Annotated in this window: 17 protein-coding genes; 4 read left to right on the top strand and 13 right to left on the bottom strand. The window is 66.6% G+C overall.

The genetic code is table 11. The features are described from left to right. Positions 1–11: 11 nt before the first annotated feature. Positions 12–701, bottom strand: coding sequence for a hypothetical protein (locus BW990_RS09635; protein ID WP_076447596.1), 690 nt, complete (start codon positions 699–701; stop codon positions 12–14). Between the two features lie 131 nt (positions 702–832). Here BW990_RS09635 and parA point away from each other — a divergent pair, with 131 nt between their 5' ends. Genes parA through zapE form a run of 3 tightly spaced genes read left to right on the top strand, consistent with a single transcriptional unit; the run spans position 833 to position 3442 of the window. Further along, positions 833–1474, top strand: a complete 642-nt coding sequence (gene parA, locus BW990_RS09630; protein ID WP_076447592.1) for a ParA family partition ATPase — start codon at positions 833–835, stop codon at positions 1472–1474. A gap of 56 nt (positions 1475–1530) precedes the next feature. Beyond that, positions 1531–2379, top strand: a complete 849-nt coding sequence (locus BW990_RS09625; RefSeq protein WP_076447589.1) for a DUF6206 family protein — start codon at positions 1531–1533, stop codon at positions 2377–2379. Continuing rightward, positions 2372–3442 (top strand): cell division protein ZapE, encoded by a 1071-nt coding sequence (gene zapE / locus BW990_RS09620; RefSeq protein ID WP_076447586.1) that lies wholly within the window; start codon positions 2372–2374, stop codon positions 3440–3442. The genes BW990_RS09625 and zapE overlap by 8 nt, the downstream gene beginning before the upstream one ends. A 311-nt stretch (positions 3443–3753) precedes the next feature. Here zapE and BW990_RS20990 read toward each other — a convergent pair whose 3' ends face one another. The 6 genes from BW990_RS20990 to BW990_RS09590 all read right to left on the bottom strand — a co-directional run bounded on the left by BW990_RS20990 (position 3754) and on the right by BW990_RS09590 (position 9166). Then, complete coding sequence (locus BW990_RS20990; protein ID WP_143526130.1) at positions 3754–4323, bottom strand: LysM peptidoglycan-binding domain-containing protein; 570 nt, start codon at positions 4321–4323, stop codon at positions 3754–3756. 1 nt (position 4324) lies between these two features. After that, on the bottom strand, positions 4325–4891 hold the full coding sequence (locus BW990_RS09610; RefSeq protein WP_076447584.1) for a rhodanese-like domain-containing protein: 567 nt from the start codon (positions 4889–4891) through the stop codon (positions 4325–4327). Positions 4892–4992: 101 nt separating this feature from the next. Continuing rightward, positions 4993–6267, bottom strand: a complete 1275-nt coding sequence (locus tag BW990_RS09605; protein ID WP_076447581.1) for a bifunctional folylpolyglutamate synthase/dihydrofolate synthase — start codon at positions 6265–6267, stop codon at positions 4993–4995. A 46-nt stretch (positions 6268–6313) separates the two neighbouring features. Further along, on the bottom strand, positions 6314–7261 hold the full coding sequence (accD, locus tag BW990_RS09600) for an acetyl-CoA carboxylase, carboxyltransferase subunit beta (protein ID WP_076447579.1): 948 nt from the start codon (positions 7259–7261) through the stop codon (positions 6314–6316). A gap of 82 nt (positions 7262–7343) precedes the next feature. Continuing rightward, positions 7344–8222, bottom strand: a complete 879-nt coding sequence (locus BW990_RS09595) for a CPBP family intramembrane glutamic endopeptidase (protein WP_076447576.1) — start codon at positions 8220–8222, stop codon at positions 7344–7346. Then, complete coding sequence (locus BW990_RS09590) at positions 8222–9166, bottom strand: fatty acid desaturase family protein (RefSeq protein WP_076447573.1); 945 nt, start codon at positions 9164–9166, stop codon at positions 8222–8224. Before BW990_RS09590 ends, BW990_RS09595 begins: the two co-directional genes overlap by 1 nt. Before the next feature lie 99 nt (positions 9167–9265). On the opposite strand from BW990_RS09590, the gene BW990_RS09585 reads away from it, so the two are divergent. After that, positions 9266–9883: an HAD-IA family hydrolase gene (locus BW990_RS09585; protein WP_076447570.1), complete on the top strand. Its 618-nt coding sequence runs from the start codon at positions 9266–9268 to the stop codon at positions 9881–9883. Between the two features lie 72 nt (positions 9884–9955). On the opposite strand, the gene lpdA is transcribed toward BW990_RS09585, so the two are convergent. The 6 genes from lpdA to BW990_RS09555 all read right to left on the bottom strand — a co-directional run bounded on the left by lpdA (position 9956) and on the right by BW990_RS09555 (position 17396). Further along, positions 9956–11344: a dihydrolipoyl dehydrogenase gene (lpdA, locus tag BW990_RS09580; protein WP_076447567.1), complete on the bottom strand. Its 1389-nt coding sequence runs from the start codon at positions 11342–11344 to the stop codon at positions 9956–9958. A 37-nt stretch (positions 11345–11381) separates the two neighbouring features. Next, a complete protein-coding gene (locus tag BW990_RS09575; protein ID WP_076447565.1) occupies positions 11382–11777 on the bottom strand; it encodes an MAPEG family protein in 396 nt (131 codons plus the stop codon). Then, entirely contained in the window at positions 11774–12340 is a 567-nt protein-coding gene (locus tag BW990_RS09570; protein WP_076447562.1) for a hypothetical protein, read from the bottom strand. The genes BW990_RS09575 and BW990_RS09570 overlap by 4 nt, the downstream gene beginning before the upstream one ends. After that, on the bottom strand, positions 12337–12726 hold the full coding sequence (locus BW990_RS09565; protein ID WP_076447559.1) for a cupin domain-containing protein: 390 nt from the start codon (positions 12724–12726) through the stop codon (positions 12337–12339). Before BW990_RS09565 ends, BW990_RS09570 begins: the two co-directional genes overlap by 4 nt. A gap of 99 nt (positions 12727–12825) precedes the next feature. After that, positions 12826–14418 carry a 2-oxoglutarate dehydrogenase complex dihydrolipoyllysine-residue succinyltransferase gene (gene odhB, locus BW990_RS09560; protein ID WP_076447556.1) on the bottom strand — a complete coding sequence of 531 codons (1593 nt, stop codon included), beginning with the start codon at positions 14416–14418 and terminating at the stop codon, positions 12826–12828. A 5-nt stretch (positions 14419–14423) separates the two neighbouring features. Then, the gene (locus BW990_RS09555) at positions 14424–17396 is read right to left on the bottom strand and encodes a 2-oxoglutarate dehydrogenase E1 component (RefSeq protein ID WP_076447553.1); all 2973 of its coding nucleotides are present in this window, start codon (positions 17394–17396) and stop codon (positions 14424–14426) included. Between the last annotated feature and the right edge of the window lie 130 nt (positions 17397–17526).

Below are 17526 nucleotides of genomic sequence, written 5' to 3'. Positions count from 1 at the left end.
GTATGCCGCGGTCAGAACTCGGTCCAGATGCCGAGTTTCAGACCCATGCTGTCGTCCCCCTCCAGACCGTAGGTCACACCGAGTTCCAGCGACACGTCCCGCCAGACGGGCATCACGACCGAAGGGGCGAGCCTGACGAACGGATCGTCGCCATCCTTCTGCCCGGCCTGGATCTGCAGCATCAGTTTGCGCCGTCCCAGCGCACGCCCATAGGTCAGGTCGAGCTTCACGTCCGTCGCGCCGCGATCGCCCTGATGTTCGGCCAGAAGATCGCCATTCAGCCAGCCGCCATTCCATCCGTAGCCGAGGCTCAGGCCCGGGCGGAGCACCGTATCGCCATCGATCTGACCGGCGCCCCCTTCGACGGCGATCTGCAGCCGGGCCTCGGGGCGCACGATGGGGCGGCGGGCGAAGACGATCAGCTTTTCCGCACCGGAGACCGAGTGCCCGAGGTCGAGGCCAATCGTCCAGCGGGGCGTCAGCCCGTATTCGAGATAGAGCGTGTCGTAGCGGTTTTCCGCCATCCGTGCGCCCGTATAGCCAAGCGACTGCGGCCAGGTCAGGTAGCTGACGGTCGAGGCAAAGCCCGTTCCCACCTCGCGCGGCCAGGCCCCGGCCTCGGCAGGATTGGGCCAGAGCCCCGCAAGGCAGCCGAGTATGGCGAGGAAAGCCGAAGGAAGCGGGCGGGCTGCGCGTGTCATCCCGGCAGCATCGGCGCGGGAGGGTTAATGGTGCGTTAAGCACGATTGACACCGCGTGATGGCGGGAGCGGTGGCAATCCCATGCTGCAGGTGCAGAATGGGTCAAATTCTCGTCTGGGGGGACGATTCGCATGACCGGTTCGATCATTACCGTGGCCCAGCAGAAGGGCGGTTCTGGCAAGACGACCCTGACGGCCAACCTCGCCGTCGGTTTCCTGCGCCAGGGCAAGTCCGTGGCCCTTGTGGACACCGATCCGCAGGGCAGCCTCGGACGCTGGTTCATGACCCGCGTCGAGGAATATCCCGATGCCACCGTCGGGCTCGATTTCGCGACCTCGTCCGCCTGGGGCATCACCTACGAGACGCGCAAGCTCGCGGGCGCCTGCGACATCGTCATCATCGACACCCCGCCCAAGGCCGACAGCGATCTGCGCCCGGCGCTGCGGGTGGCCGACCTCGTTCTCGTGCCCGTCGCCATGAGCCATGTGGACCTCTGGGCCACCGAAGGCGTGCTCGACCTGGCGCGGCGGGAGGACAAGGAGGCGCTCGTGGTGATGAACCGGACCCGCGCCCGCACCCGCCTGGCCGGAGAGGTGGCGGAGGCCGCCGCACGCCTCGATGCGTCGATGGCCGAGGCGGAGCTTGCCAACCGCACGATCTATGCCGAGGCGCTGGGCCGGGGCCTTTCGGGCGCCGAGGGGCGCAAGACGCCCGCGCGCGCCGAGGTCGATGCGCTTGCCGCCGAGGTGGCGCAGCGGCTGGCAAAGGGCTAAACGGGGCGGGCCGGTCCCCGACCGGACCCTTCCTCACCGTTGCCTTCGGAGTGACCATGACCGATCTTGCCGCTCTGGCCGAGCTGATCCGCGCCGACACCGCCACGCGCGGCCGCGCCATCTCGAAACTGGGCTATTTCTGCGCGCCGTTCCAGCCGCCCGCGGGCCCCTTTTCGGACCGGGTCATCAAGGTCTATCGCGGCGCGGCCACCGAGGCGCAGCTGACCCGTCTCGCGACGGCGCATGACGATTACGTGCGGGTGCTGACCGAATGCGGCGTGACCCTGCCCGAGACCGCCTTCCACCTCGTCGATATCGACGGGACCGGAACGAAAACCCCGGTCATCGTGCAGGAGGCGCTGCCGCTCGACAGCCTGATGCGCCCGCGCATGCTCGAGGACAGCCGCGAGCAGACCCTCGCGATGATGCAGGCGGCGGGCGAGGTCATCGCGCGGTTCTGGATCGCGGCGGAAGAGGTCGAGGCCCGGGTCGGCTTCCATCCCTCGATCCGCAATTTCGCGATTCGCGACGGCAAGGCGGTCTTCTTCGACACCTTCCCGCCGCTCATCCACTACACCCGCGACGAGATGGGCAAGCTTCTGCTGCAGTTCTCCGAAAAGCGGCTGATGCGCCTGATCGGCCCGCTGATGCAGACCCGCGTGACCGGCATCCAGGACGAATGGTATTCGCCGCCCGAGACGCTTGTGGGGCTGGTCGGATCGGCCTGCCGCCTGCGTCCGGAATACGCCGACAGCTATCTCGACTGGGGCCGCGATTTCGCGCAGAGCCACATGCCGCAATGGGCCGAGGCGGCGCTGGACGGGCTCGACGGGCCGCCGCAGCTGCCGGGCTACTGGACCGGCTTCCGCAAGCTTCTGGGTCTGCAGGGCGAACCGAATGTCTGACCGCCTGACCGCGCTTTACGAGGCGCGTCTGGCCGAGGGCGTGCTGCACGAGGATGCCGCGCAACGCGAGGTCCTGCCGGAATTCGCGCGCATCGCCGAGGCGGTGAACGATCCGCCGAAGAAGGGCCTCTTTCGCAAGCCGCCACCGCCGCCCAAGGGACTTTATCTCTGGGGCGGGGTCGGGCGAGGCAAGTCGATGCTTATGGACCTGTTCGTCGAAAGCCTGGAGGTGCCCGCGCGCCGCGTGCATTTCCATGCCTTCATGCAGGAGGTGCAGGCGGGCGTTCATGCCGAGCGCAAGGCCGGCCGCGAGGACCCGATCGCGCCGGTGGCCAAGGCCGTTTCGGACAGCGTGAAGGTCTTCGCCTTCGACGAGATGCAGATCACCGATATCGCCGATGCGATGATCGTCGGGCGCCTCTTCGAGAAGCTGTTCGCGGCGGGCTGCGTGGTCGTCACGACCTCGAACCGGGTGCCGGACGACCTTTACAAGGACGGGCTGAACCGCAACCTCTTCCTGCCCTTCATCGCGCTTCTGAAGGAGCGGATGGTCGTGCACGAACTGGTCGCGCATCGCGACTACCGGCAGGACCGGATGCAGGGCGCAGACACCTTTTTCACGCCCAACGATGCCGAGGCCCGCGCGGCGCTCGATGCGCTCTGGCAGCGGCTGTCGGGCGGCACCGAGGAAGAGCTGGTCCTGCATGTGCAGGGGCGCGAACTGCACCTGCCGCACTTTTCGAACGGGGTGGCGCGGGCGCGCTTCTTCGACCTGTGCGGCAAGGCGTTGGGCCCCGCGGATTACCTCAAGCTCGCCGAGACGGTGCGGGTGCTGATCCTCGAGAACGTGCCGCAGCTCGGGCGGTCGAACTTCAACGAGGCCAAGCGCTTCGTGACGCTGATCGACGCGCTGTACGAGGCGAAGACGAAGCTTGTCATCTCGGCGGCGGCCTCGCCGGAATATCTCTATGTGGAAGGGCCGGGCGCGTTCGAATTCGAACGCACCGCCAGCCGTCTGCGCGAGATGCAGTCCGAGGATTGGGGCCGCGCGTCGCTGGAGTGAGGGGCGACGAAAAAGGGGTCCCGAAGGACCCCAAGGCTCGCTGCTGCTCGATCCGGCTTTGCCGCCTGTTCTTGCCGTGTGACATCGCGCACCGGTCCCGTCCGCACGCATGAGGTCGCGCGATAATCTGGTTGCCTAGTCTCGTCGATGTCGTGTCCCCCGGGGTCTGATGCGCCTGTCTCCCCGCGCCGTCGAACCCGTCTTCCAAGAATCATAGCGTGATTGTTTCGCGCACGTCAACATATAGTATGACCGTCAAGACATCGTTTTCTGCAGCTTCAGTCTTATCAACAGGTTGTGGTCGGAATGCTCTATCGCGCGGGCAGACGAAGGACCTGGCCCGCCTTCAATGCGCGGGGATCCGTCAGTTGATCTGCATTCGCGGCGTATAGCGGGCCGGTCATGTTCGCATCGCCATAGATCGCCTGCGCGATGCCCACGAGGCTGTCGCCGGACACCACGGTGTAGATATCGCCAGCATGCGCGCTGGCGCCGGAAGGCTTCGCGGCGGGTTCGGTGCCCTGCAACGCCCGCTGGACCGCGGCGTGCAGAAGGCTGCCCGGCTGTCCGGGGGCGACGCTGCGCCCGGTGGCGAGGTTGATCCGCGCAATGGCCGCCCAGGTGATGTCGCGCAGCCCGTCGCCCGGCGCCGTTTGCGGTTCGGCGATCGCGAGACCGGGGAAGGTCGTTTCGGTCCGGGTGACGGCATCTGCGACCGGCGCAGGATCGGCACTGCGGACGATGTCGCGTTCAGGCGCTGGCAAGGGGCGCGCGGTCTCTGCGGTCAGCGCCCTGTCGGGTGGCATGGCGCCGGGCTGCAGCGCGATCAGAAGGCCAGTGATCACCACGAAGCCCAGCGTGTAAAGCACGATCCGCACCATCTCAGCTGCCCGGTCCCGTGGTCAGTCCAAGCGCCGTCCAGACATCGAGCCCGCCGCGGTAATACTGCATCCGCTCAGCCGGATAGCCGGCCTCAAAAAGCGCGCGCAGGGCCATGACCGGCACGGGGTCGAGCGGGCCCTGACCGAAGACCACGAGCGTCAGATCGGGGCTGCGTCCTGGGGCGAGGCCGAGGGCGGCCAGCAATTCGGCGCGGTAAGGATTGTCGCTGTGCAGGGTGAAGCCGGGCACGCTGATCGCGCCGGGCAGCATGCCGGTGGCGAAGGGGCCGGGCGCGCGCGCATCCACGAGAACGCCGCGCATTTCGCTCACCGGACCGGCAAGAAACGCGACCAGTTCCGCCTCGCCGATGGCGCTGACGCCGGGGGCGGCTTCCATCGGTTGCAGGCAGGCGGGTGGACAGGCGGGACCGCTGCGCGCGACGGTGACAGGCTGACCGGCCACCTGCGTTTCAAGCCGCTCCAGCGTCGGGGTCAGACCGGCCGTTTCCGCCGCGGCCAAGGGCGGCAGCGACAGGGCCATGACGCAGGAAAAAAGCGGCACACGCATCAACACACTCCGGGGGCAACGACCGCCCCGAACATTCCACATCATTTAGGCAATGATGCCGTCAGGGGTCAACACGTAGTGATTCGGGCGAGGTCTTGTGGTCAGCCATGTTCGCGCAGGATCGCGCCCGCGAGGTAGAGCGAGCCGCAGATCAGGATACGCGCGTCGGGCTCCTGCGCCACGATGCCGTCGATCGCGGCGCGGGGGGACGCCGCGACCTCGGCGCGCAGCCCCGCGCGGGTGGCGGCGGCGGCGGTTTCCTCGGCGGTGAGGGTGTTCTTCTCGCCGGGGATTGACACCGCGTGCAGGGCGCGGACCTGACCGTCGAAGGCGCGCATGTAGCCCGTCGCATCCTTGGTGTTGAGCATGCCGCAGACAAGGAAGGTGGGCTTTCCGGGCAGGGTGGAGAGATGCTGCGCCAAGGCCGCGCCCGCCGCCGGATTGTGCCCGCCATCGAGCCACAGCTCCGCTCGGCCCGCCGCCGCGACGAGCGGTCCGGTCTTCAGCCGCTGCATCCGCGCGGGCCACTCGGCCCGGCTGACCGCCGCCTCGAACGCCGCCTCGCCGCAGCCCAGATGCCGGAGCGCTGCCAACGCCGCGCCCGCGTTGTCGAACTGGTGCCGTCCGGGCAGGTTGGGGCGCGGCAGATCGAGAAGACCGCGTTCGTCCTGAAAGACGATGCGGCCATGCTCTTCCGTGACGTGCCAATGCTGGCCATGGGCGATGAGCGGCGCGCCAAGCGCCTGCGCGCGGGCTTCGATCACCTCGGCCGCCGCGTCCTCCTGCGGGCCGACGACGCAGGCCACGCCGCGCTTCAGGATGCCTGCCTTTTCGCCCGCGATCTTTGCCAGCGTGTCGCCGAGAAAGGCCTCGTGATCCATCGAGACCGGCGTGATGACCGTGAGCGCCGGCCGCTCGACCACGTTCGTCGCATCGAGCCGCCCGCCGAGCCCGGTTTCCAGCAGCAGGTATTCCGCCGGCGCGCGCGAGAAGGCCAGAAGCGCCGCGCAGGTGGTGATTTCGAAATAGGTGATCGGCGTGCCGCCATTGACCGCGTAGACCTCGTCGAGCAGCGCCGTCAGGGCGGGCTCCGGGATCAGCGTGCCGGACAGGCGGATGCGTTCGTGAAAGCGCGCGAGATGCGGCGAGGTATAGGCGTGGACACGGTGGCCCTCGGCCTCGAGCCCCGCGCGGATCATCGCCTGGGTCGACCCCTTGCCGTTCGTGCCCGCGAGGTGGATCACCGGCGGCAGCGCGCGTTCGGGATGACCGAGCTTTTCCAGAAGCACCCAGACCCGGTCGAGCACCAGATCCATGTATTTCGGATGCAGCGCCAGCATCCGCTCGAGGATCGTGTCTGACGAGACGTCGGTCATCCGCGCCGCCCGATGCCCGGGGCGACCGGTCCGCGATGCGGGGCGATCATGATTGCGTGTCGGATTGCGCGGTGTCCGCGCTTTCTTCGGTATCGGACGCGACCACCGGCTCGGCGGGTGGCGGCAACTCGCCCCAGACGGGCGGGGGCTGCTGCATCAGCATGCGCAGGATCGTTACCAGCTCCTCGCGCAGATGGCGTCGGTCGGTGACCCGGTCGAGCATCCCGTGTTCGAGCAGGTATTCCGCCCGCTGGAAGCCCTCGGGCAGCTTTTCGCGGATGGTCTGCTCGATCACGCGGGGGCCCGCGAAACAAATAAGCGAGTTGGGTTCGGCGATCTGGATATCGCCCAGCATCGCGTAGGAGGCGGTGACGCCGCCCGTCGTGGGATGGGTCAGCACGACGATATAGGGCAGCCCCGCCTCGCGCAGCATCTGGATCGCGACGGTGGTGCGCGGCATCTGCATCAGCGACAGGATGCCTTCCTGCATGCGCGCCCCGCCCGCGGCCGAGAAGAGCACAAGGGGACGGCCCAGACGCACCGCCTCTTCGGCGGCGGCGATGATCGCGTTGCCCACATACATGCCCATGGAGCCGCCCATGAACGAGAAATCCTGCGCCGCGGCGACGATCGGCGTGCGCCCGACCTCACCGGCGGCGACAAGCATCGCCTCGTGTTCGCCCGTGGCTTTCTGGGCGGCGCGCATGCGGTCGGGATATTTCTTCTGGTCGCGGAAATGCAGCGGGTCGGCGACCGGTTCGGGCACGCGGACCTCGGTGAAGATGCCGCTGTCGAACAGCGCCTTGAAGCGCGCGCGCGGCGTGATCTGCATGTGATGGCCGCAATTGGCGCAGACATGCAGATTGTCGGTCAGCTCGCGGTGAAACAGCATGGTTCCGCATTCGTCGCACTTGGTCCACAGGTTCTCGGGCACTTCGCGGCGCGAGAAGATGGAGTTGATGCGCGGGCGGACGTAGTTGGTGATCCAGTTCATATAAACGGCTCTGACGCTGCGTCGGACGCGTCCGGCTTATGCCGGGAGGGGGGGAATTGCAATCGCGTGTGGGCGATGGCGGTCAAACCCGAAGCGCCAGCCGCGCGGCCAGCCACGCCACGATCAGCCCCGCGAAATCCACCGGCAGCGCGGCGGCGATGGCCTCTTCGTCACCGGCGGTAAAGGGCAGGGTGAAGAGCGACAGGCCCGACAGCACCCCGTCGAGCGAGACGACGAGGATCGCCAGCACGTTATTGGCGAAATGCAGCGCGATGGCGGGGCCGAGCGTGCCCGACCGCGCCGTCAGATCGCCTGCCAGAACGCCGAAAAGCCCCGCCCAGAGCGCGATCCCGAGCGCGTTGGAGCCGAACGTGCCGGCGGCGTAATGACCCAGCGCGAAGAGCGCGGCCTGCGGGCCGATCCAGAACAGCGGCGAGCGGAAGCGCGCGGCAAGCTGGCTTTGCAGGTAGCCGCGAAACAGCACCTCCTCGGCGCCCGTCTGCACCAGAACCGCCGCCAGCCCCAGCGGCAGCAGCGTGATCCAGAGCCCGACGGGCAGGTTGAGCGACATCTGCCCGGTCACGCCCCAGCCCAGAAGGACCAGCATCAGAAGCTGCACGGCCGCGACGGCGCCCAGCACACGAAGGCTCTGCCGAACGGTTTCCCGTGCGGGGCCGATGATGCTTTCGGGGCCGCGATTCTGCATCAGGCGCGCGGCCACCAGCGTGCCCAGCGCTATCGTGCCCATGGCGAAGAGCAACACCAGAAGACCCCCGGGCGAGGTCCCGCCGAGGATCGTCATCGCGAAATCCTGCCCGGCCATGGAGAGCGCGCTCATCAGCAGCATCTGCGAGGTCAGCATGGTCACGACGGCGGCGAGAAGCAGCCCCACGGCCAGCCGCCAGAGCTGCGGTTTCTCGCTGGCCTCCTCGATCCGGGGGGCATAGGCGTCGTAACGCATCAACGGCTCAGCGACGCGGCCTGCGCCAGCACGGCGCGGTAATTCGGGGCTGTCTGCATCTTGTCGCCATGACCCTTCGCGATCATCATCTCGTGCAGTTTCGGCAGGTTGTGCGCGGGAACGTGCATCACCAGGTGGTGCTCGAGATGGTAGTTCACCCAATAGGGCGCGACCAGCAATCGCTCCAGCGGATTCGCGAGCGTGGTGCGGGTGTTGCGCAGGGGATCGTCCGAGAACTCGACCGCGCCATGCTCGGCGATGTTGCGGATGCGCAGGACAAGCTGGAACCAGGTCAGCAGCGGCAGCAGCCAGAAGGCGAACCACGCCCACCAGAGCCCGGTGAGCGCCCAGAACAGCGCGAAGATCACGGCGTTCGCGATCAGCGCGCGCCCGATCAGCGGACCGGAAAAGGCCTGCGCGAGGTCCTGGCTCGACGGGGTGCCCTCGACCTCGCCCGCCATCTTCAGGGCGAACATGACCTGTTGCGCGCGCTGCTTGAGACCCGTCTGCCCGGTGATGTCGCGGATGAACTTGCGGCGCAGCGAGGCGCGCGTCGTCGGGAAGGGTTTCGACAGGCGCAGATCGGGGTCACGCTCGGTCTGGGTGTAGCGGTGATGGGTCAGGTGGTAATGGCGGTATTCCGGCAGGTCGGCGATGATCGGCCGCCCGCAAAGCCACTCCCCCGCCCATTCATTGAACGCGCGGGTGCGGAACAGCGCGTTATGCGCGGCCTCGTGCATAAGGATGGCAAGGCCCAGCTGGCGCGACCCGATCACCATGACCGCCAGAACGAAGGTCAGCGGGTTGGGCCAGACGGCGAACAGGATCACCGCGCACAGGATCAGACCCCAGGCATGCGCCACCAGCCAGACACCCCACAGGTCCGACCGGGCCGAGAGGCTGCGGATTTCACCGGATGTGAGAAAGGCTTTGCCGGGTGTCATGACGGACCTCCGTCCTCAGCCTGCGCCCCGCATGCGCACCGGTCAAGAAAGACGCGGCGTCCCTTGAGCGCCGCGCCCCCGCGCCCTAGGTCGGTGGGCATGTCACGCACGGACCTGCATCTCGTCGCCTGGGATTTCGACGGCGTTCTCAACGACGGCTTCCGCGAGGGCCGGTCGATCTGGACCGATGATTTCGAGCGCGATATCGGCCATCCGATCTCGTCCTTCCGCGAACATTTCTTTGGCGACCGTTTCGAAGCGGTGGTAACGGGCCGCGAGGACCTGCGCGAGGCCGTCGCCGACTGGACGGACCGGGTGGGCTATCCGCATGGGCCGGACGCGGTCATCCGCTACTGGTTCGAGAAGGACACGCATCCGGTGCCCGCCATGCTCGACCGGCTCAGGCGGTTGAATGGCCGCGGCATCCGCCAGGTGATCGCCACCAACAACGAGGCCCATCGCGCGCGCTATATCGAGGACGAGATGGGATACGGCGCAAGGGTGGAGCATGTCTTCGCCTCGGGCCGGATGGGCGTGCGCAAACCCGATCCGGACTTCTTCCACCAGATCGTGGCCGAGACCGGCGTGGCACCCGAGCACATCCTTCTGGTCGACGATCTTGAGGAAAACATCGAGGCCGCCCGCGCGGCGGGCTGGCAGGGTTATCACCTGACCGATATCCACGAAAACGACCTCGACGCGGCACTGGGTCTCTAGGGCGCGTCCATCGCGGCCACGAAAAAGGGCCGCATCCCGAAGGCGCGGCCCCGATCCCGGCAGGCAAGCCGATCACATGTGGATGGGCCCGTCGCCGCAGGCGAGTGCGGCTTCGCGCACCGCTTCGGAATAGGTCGGATGCGCGTGGCAGGTCAGCGCCACGTCCTCCGCCGCCGCGCCGAATTCCATGGCGACGCAGAGCTCGTGGATCAAGTCGCCCGCCATTGGCCCGATGATATGGGCGCCCAGAATGCGGTCGGTTTCCTTGTCGGCGAGGATCTTCACGAAGCCGTCGGCGGCGAAATTGGCCTTGGCCCGGCCATTGCCCATGAAGGAGAACTTGCCGACCTTGTAGGCGTGGCCCGCCTCTTTCAGCTGTTCCTCGGTCTTGCCAACGGCGGAGACCTCGGGATGGGTGTAGATCACGCTCGGGATGACGTTGTAATTCACGTGGCCCGCCTTGCCCGCGATGACCTCGGCGGCGGCCATGCCCTCGTCTTCGGCCTTGTGCGCCAGCATCGGGCCCTCGGTCGCGTCCCCGATGGCGTAGATGCCGTCGACGCTGGTCTTGAAATGCCCGTCGGTCTTCACGAAGCCCCGGTCGGTGATCTCGACGCCGAGCTCCTTGAGCCCAAGCCCCTCGGTCACCGGCTTGCGGCCCGTCGCCACGAGCACCGTATCGGCCTCCAGCGTCTCCTCACTGTCGTCCTTCTTGAGCTTGTAGGTCACCTTGGCCTTGGTCTTGGTGGTCTCGACCCCCTGCACCGCGGCCCCGAGGATGAACTTCAGCCCCTGCTTCTGCAGGATCTTCTGGAAATTCTTCGACACCTCGGCATCCATCGTCGGCGTGATCCCGTCGAGGAATTCCACGACCGTGACCTCGGTGCCGAGACGCGCATAGACCGACCCCATCTCGAGCCCGATGACGCCCGCGCCGATCACCACCATCTTCTTGGGGATCTTGCCCAGCGACAGGGCACCGGTGGAGGAGACGACGATCTTCTCGTCGATCTCGACACCTTTCAGGGTGGCCACGTCCGAACCGGTGGCGACGATGATGTTCTTGGCCTCGTGCGTCTCGTCGCCGACCTTGACCTTGCCCGCTTCGGGGATTGAGCCCCAGCCTTTCAGCCAGTCGATCTTGTTCTTCTTGAACAGGAACTCGATGCCCTTGGTGTTGGCCTCGATGGTCTCGGCCTTGTAGGTCTGCATTTGGTCCCAGTCGACGGACGGGCTTTTGCCCTTCAGGCCCATCTTGGCGAAGTTGTGCTCGGCCTCGTGCAGCTGGTGCGTGGCGTGCAGAAGCGCCTTCGACGGGATGCAGCCCACGTTCAGGCAGGTTCCGCCCAGCGTCTCGCGTCCCTCGACGCAGGCGGTCTTGAGCCCGAGCTGCGCCGCGCGGATCGCGGCCACGTAGCCGCCGGGGCCGGAGCCGATGACGATGACGTCGTAGGATGCCATGAGGAATTCCTTTCCAGTGTCGTTCGGATATCGCGCCTCAGAAGAGCGCGTAGATCAGCATGAAAACGGTCGAGAGCCAACCCACCGACCAGATCAGCGACCGCCAGGGCCGCAGGCCGAAGTAATAGGCCGGCACGTAGAGAATGCGGGCGAGGAGGTAGAGCGCCGAGGCGAGCGCGGTGAGCGCGTCGGCCTCATCCGCATAGGTCACCACCATCACGGCGATGCCGAAGAGGATCAGCCCCTCGAAATGGTTCGCGATGGCGCGCTGCAGGCGGGCGGTCTTGTCGGACATCGGGCGCGAGGGCTCGCGGTCGCGGGCGGACATGGTGTAGCCCGGCCCAAGCTCCAGATTGGCGCGGATCGCGTAGATCACAAAGGTCAGGCATTGCAGCAGCGCGGCGAGGGTGAGGGCTGTGAGTTCGGGGGTCATGCGGCCCTCGCAATGGTTTCGGACAACGCCTCTGCCAGCAACCGCGCCTTCGCCTCGATGCTCATCCCGCGCGCCGAAAGGTGCGGCACGCTGCGATGCGGCACTTCGAATGCTGCGCAGCATTTTGCCGCCGCCTGACCGAGCGCAATCACCGGGCGGCCCTTGATTTCATGGCGCGTGATCCGCTCGAAACTCTCCATCACCAGCCGCTCCGGGATCGTGGCGGAGCGCGTGGCGGGCAGGGCGTGGAAGGCGTGCGTGAGGTAGATATCGGCGCGCACCATCCCGGTGCCCGCCAACGCCCGGTCGAGGACCCGGTTGAACAGCATCTCGGGCAGGTATCCGTCCCGCGCGATGCGGTCGCGATGGGCCCGCGCCGTGGGGGCGTCGATGTGGTTGTAAGAGATCAGGACCGGCCCCTCCGCATTGCCGCAGGACAGCTGGTAGGGGGAGACCAGATCGAGGTCGAGACCGATTTCATCCAGAGTGGTGAAACCGGCGGGCCGGAAGGCGCGGCGGGCGGCAAGCGCCTGTTGGAAAGGATATGCCGCCCGGCCGTTCATGCAGCGGCACCGTAATCGTAGACGACATCGGAAAAGCGATCGACGGGGAAGGTGAAATGCACCGTCAGGTCGGCATTGTCCTTGGCGGTGAAGCCATGCGGCACGCCAGCCGGGATGTAGACCGTGTCGCCCGGCGACAGCCGCATTTCACGATCCCCGAGACGGACGTGCCCGTTGCCCGCGAGCACGTAGATCACCTCGTCCACGTCATGGACATGCGTGCTCTCGGAATGGCCGTCATAGAGATAGAAGATGCCCTGGCACAGATTGTCCGACGGGCCGCCCTCCGCGTCGACCGTCAGGCGGTATTTCAGCCCTCCGTTTTCGGCTTCTTCCATGGTGACGAGGTCCGGGGAATTGTTGGGGATGTAGACGGGCTGGGCCATGTTTCGGGTTCCTTGGCGTTTGATTGCGTTGCCAAGCGAACGGGGCGTGCGCGGGCCGGGTTCCGGCCCACGCGGTTGGTGAGACGCCTGGTCGCGCCGTCAGAGATCCATCAGCAGGCGCCGCGGATCCTCGAGCGCTTCCTTCACCCGCACGAGGAAGGTCACGGCCCCCTTGCCGTCCACGATGCGGTGATCGTAGCTCAGCGCCAGGTACATCATCGGGCGGATCTTGATCTCGCCGTTGATGACCATGGGCCGGTCCTGGATCTTGTGCATGCCAAGGATGCCCGATTGCGGCGGGTTCAGGATCGGCGAGGACATCAGCGAGCCGTAGACGCCACCGTTGGAGATGGTGAACGTGCCGCCCTGCATCTCGGCCATGCTGAGCTTGCCGTCCCGCGCGCGCTTGCCCTTGTCGGCGATATCCGCCTCGATCTCGGCGAAGGACTTGCTGTCGGCGTCGCGGATTACCGGCACGACAAGGCCCTGCGGGGTCCCCGCCGCGATGCCCATATGCACGAAGTTCTTGTAGACGATGTCGGTGCCGTCGATCTCGGCATTGACCTCGGGCACTTCTTTCAGCGCGTGGCAGCAGGCCTTGGTGAAGAAGGACATGAAGCCCAGGCGCACGCCGTGCTTCTTCTCGAAGAGGTCCTTGTACTGGCTGCGCAGCGCCATGGTCTCGGTCATGTCCACCTCGTTGTAGGTGGTGAGCATGGCCGCGTTGTTCTGTGCGTCCTTGAGGCGCCGCGCGATGGTCTGGCGCAGGCGCGTCATCTTCACGCGCTCCTCGCGGGCCTCGTCCTCGGCGGCCACAGGGGCACGGGGCGCCTGCTTGGTCTCCGGCGCGGGGGAGGCTGCGCCGGATTTCGCCGCGGCGATGGCGGCATCCACGTCGGACTTCATCGCGCGCCCGTCGCGGCCCGACCCCCGGACCTGGTCGCGGCTCACGCCCTTTTCGGCCATGGCCTTCTTGGCGGACGGCGCGTCCTCGACATCGGCGCGGCCCTTGCCGGCTTCGGGCGTCGAGTATTGCGTCTCGCCCTTGGGCGCCGCGGCCTCGTCGCCGCCATCGGACTTTCCGGCTGCGGGCTTCGATGCGCCGGCCTCGCCGGCGGATCCCTTGGCGATCACTGCGAGATGGCCGTTCGCCTCGACCGTGGTGCCTTCCTCGGCGATGATCTCGGCCAGCGTTCCGGCGGCGGGGGCGGGCACCTCGACCGAGACCTTGTCGGTCTCGAGCTCGCAGAGCGTCTCGTCCGCCTCGACGCTGTCGCCCACCTTCTTGAACCAGGTGGAGACCGTCGCTTCGGAGACCGACTCGCCCAGGGTGGGCACCATCACGTCGACCTTGTCGCCCTGTGCGTCGCCCTGATCGCCGCCGCTGCCCGCGACCTCTTTCGGTGCGGCCTCCTCGGTCTCTTTCGAGCCCTTGTCGGCTTTGCCCTCGGACGCCCCTTCGGAGATGTTGGCCAGAAGTGCGTCCACCCCCACGGTCTCGCCTTCGCCCGCCACGATCTCGTCGAGCGTTCCGGCGGCGGGGGAGGGTACCTCGACGGTGACCTTGTCGGTTTCGAGCTCGCAGAGCATCTCGTCGACTTCCACGCTGTCGCCGGGTTTCTTGAACCAGGTGGCGACCGTCGCCTCGGACACGGATTCGCCCAGCGTGGGCACACGGACTTCGGTGGTCATGTCGCTTATTTCCCTTCGATCGTCAGCGCTTCGTCGACGAGCGCCTTTTGTTGCTCTTTATGGGCGGAGGCGAGGCCGGTGGCCGCCGAGGCCGAGGTCGCCCGGCCCACGTAACGCGGCCGCGGATGGTCTGCGCCGATCCGGCTCAGCACCCATTCGATATTCGGTTCGATGAAGCTCCAGGCGCCCTGGTTCTTCGGCTCTTCCTGGCACCAGATGAACTCGGCTGTCTTGAAGCGCTGCAGCTCGTTGACCATCGAGTTCGCCGGGAACGGGTAGAATTGCTCGACCCGCATCAGGTAGATGTCGTCGATGCCGCGGCTGTCGCGTTCCTCCAGCAGATCGAAATAGACCTTGCCCGAGCAGAGCACGACGCGCTTGATCTCCGCATCGGGCTTCAGCTCGGTGTCGGAATGGCCCTTCTCCGCATCGTCCCAAAGGACCCGGTGGAAGGACGAGCCCGTGGTGAAGTCGTCCGCGTTCGAGATACAGAGCTTGTGCCGCAACAGCGATTTCGGCGTCATCAGCATCAGCGGCTTGCGGAACGACCGGTGCAGCTGGCGGCGCAGGATGTGGAAGTAGTTCGCGGGCGTGGAGCAATTCGCCACGATCCAGTTGTCCTGACCGCAAAGCTGCAGCCAGCGCTCCAGACGGGCCGAGGAATGCTCCGGGCCCTGGCCCTCGTAGCCATGCGGCAGCAGGCAGACGAGGCCCGACATCCGCAGCCATTTCGATTCACCCGACGAGATGAACTGGTCGAACATGATCTGCGCGCCGTTGGCGAAATCGCCGAACTGCGCTTCCCAGAGCGTGAGCGCATTGGGTTCGGCCAGCGAATAGCCATACTCAAACCCGAGGACCGCGTATTCCGACAGCGCCGAGTCGATCACCTCGTAGCGGGCCTGCCCCTCGCGGATGTGGTTGAGCGGGTAGTACCGTTCCTCGGTTTCCTGGTCGATCAGGGCGGAATGGCGCTGGCTGAAGGTGCCGCGCGTCGAATCCTGACCCGACAGCCGCACCGGGTAGCCTTCGAGCAGAAGCGAGCCGAAGGCCAGCGATTCCGCCGTGGCCCAGTCGAAGCCCTTGCCGCTCTCGAACATCTTGGCGCGGGTCTCCAGAAGGCGGCCCACGGTCTTGTGCACGGGAAAGCCATCCGGCGTCGTGGTGATGGCGCTGCCCACGGCTTCGAGGGTTTCCGGCGGGATGGAGGTCTTGCCGCGCTGGTACTTGCCCTGCTTCTGCCGGTCGAGATGCGACCAGCGACCGTCGAGCCAGTCGGCCTTGTTCGGCTTGTAGGTCTTGCCCGCCTCGAACTCCTCGTTGAGGAAGCTCTGGAACGAGGCCTTCATGTCCTCGATCTCACCCTCGGGGATGAGGCCGTCCTTCACCAGCCGCTCGGTGTAAAGCGACAGGGTCGTCTTGTGACCCTTGATCTGCTTGTACATCAGCGGGTTGGTGAACATGGGCTCGTCGCCCTCGTTATGGCCGAACCGGCGGTAGCAGAAGATGTCGATGACGACGTCCTTGCCGAATTTCTGGCGGAACTCCGTGGCGACCTTGGCGGCATGCACCACGGCTTCCGGATCGTCGCCGTTGACGTGGAAGATCGGCGCCTCGACCACGAGCGCGTTGTCCGTCGGGTAGGGCGAGGAGCGCGAGAAATGCGGCGCGGTGGTGAAACCGATCTGGTTGTTCACCACGATATGGATGGTGCCGCCGGTGCGATGCCCGCGCAGGCCCGAGAGCGCGAAACACTCGGCCACGACGCCCTGGCCCGCGAAGGCCGCGTCACCGTGCAGCAGGATCGGCAGGACCTTCCGGCGCTCGGTATCCTTGAACTGGTCCTGCTTGGCGCGGACCTTGCCGAGGACCACCGGATCCACCGCCTCGAGATGCGAGGGGTTGGCGGTCAGCGACAGGTGCACCTCGTTGCCGTCGAATTCGCGGTCCGACGAGGCGCCGAGGTGGTATTTCACGTCGCCCGATCCATCCACGTCCTCGGGCTTGAAGCTGCCGCCCTGGAACTCGTTGAAGATCGCGCGGTAGGGCTTGCCCATCACGTTGGCCAGAACCGACAGGCGGCCCCGGTGCGGCATGCCGATGACGATTTCCTTCAGACCCAGCGCGCCGCCGCGCTTGATGATCTGCTCCATCGCCGGGATCGTGCTTTCGCCGCCGTCGAGACCGAAGCGTTTGGTGCCCATGTACTTGACGTGCAGGAACTTCTCGAAGCCCTCGGCCTCGACCATCTTGTTCAGGATCGCCTTCCGGCCCTCGCGGGTGAACTTCACTTCCTTGCCGTAGCCCTCGATCCGCTCTTTCAGCCAGGCGGATTGCTCGGGGTCGGAAATGTGCATGTATTGCAGAGCGAAGGTGCCGCAATAGGTGCGCTTGAGCACCGAGATGATCTCGCGCAGCGAGGCGATCTCGAGGCCCAGCACGTTGTCGATGAAGATCGGGCGGTCGAGGTCCCGCTCGGTGAAGCCGTAGGACTTGTAGTCGAGCTCGGGATGCTCGGAGGCGTCGCGCATGCCCAGCGGATCGAGATTGGCCGCGAGGTGGCCCCGGATGCGGTAGGCGCGGATGATCATCAGCGCCCGGATCGAATCGAGCACGGCGCGCTGCACCTGATCGTCGGTCAGCTTCACGCCTTCCGCCTCGGCCTTGGTCTGCACCTTCTGCGCGGCGCCTTTCGCCTCGGCGGGCACCATCGGCATTGGCCATTCGCCGGTCAGCGCGGCGGTGAGGTCGTCCGTGGGTTGGGGCGGCCAGTTCTTGCGCGCCCAGGAGGGGCCTTCGGCCTCCTTCTTCACCGCGATCTCGTCGTCGCCGAGGCTTTGGAAGAAGGCCTGCCAGGCCTCGTCCACCGCGTTGGGATCGGCGGCGTAGCGGGCATACATCTGTTCGAGGTATTCCGCGTTGTGCCCCTGCATGAAGCTGGAGGCGCGGAAGGTATCGTTCGGGCTTTGATCCGTCATGTTCGTGTCCTTTCGACCGATCGCTAAGCATCGGGAGGAAGGTCCGGTTGGGCCTTCGTCGCGGGGCTTCTCTTCAGGTGCGCATGCCCCGGGCGGGACCCGGGGGGCGCGCGTGCGTTATTTTGCGGCC

The organism is Roseivivax lentus (assembly GCF_900156805.1).
GTDB lineage: Bacteria > Pseudomonadota > Alphaproteobacteria > Rhodobacterales > Rhodobacteraceae > Roseivivax > Roseivivax lentus.
This window is presented reverse-complemented; position numbering and strand designations above follow the sequence as displayed.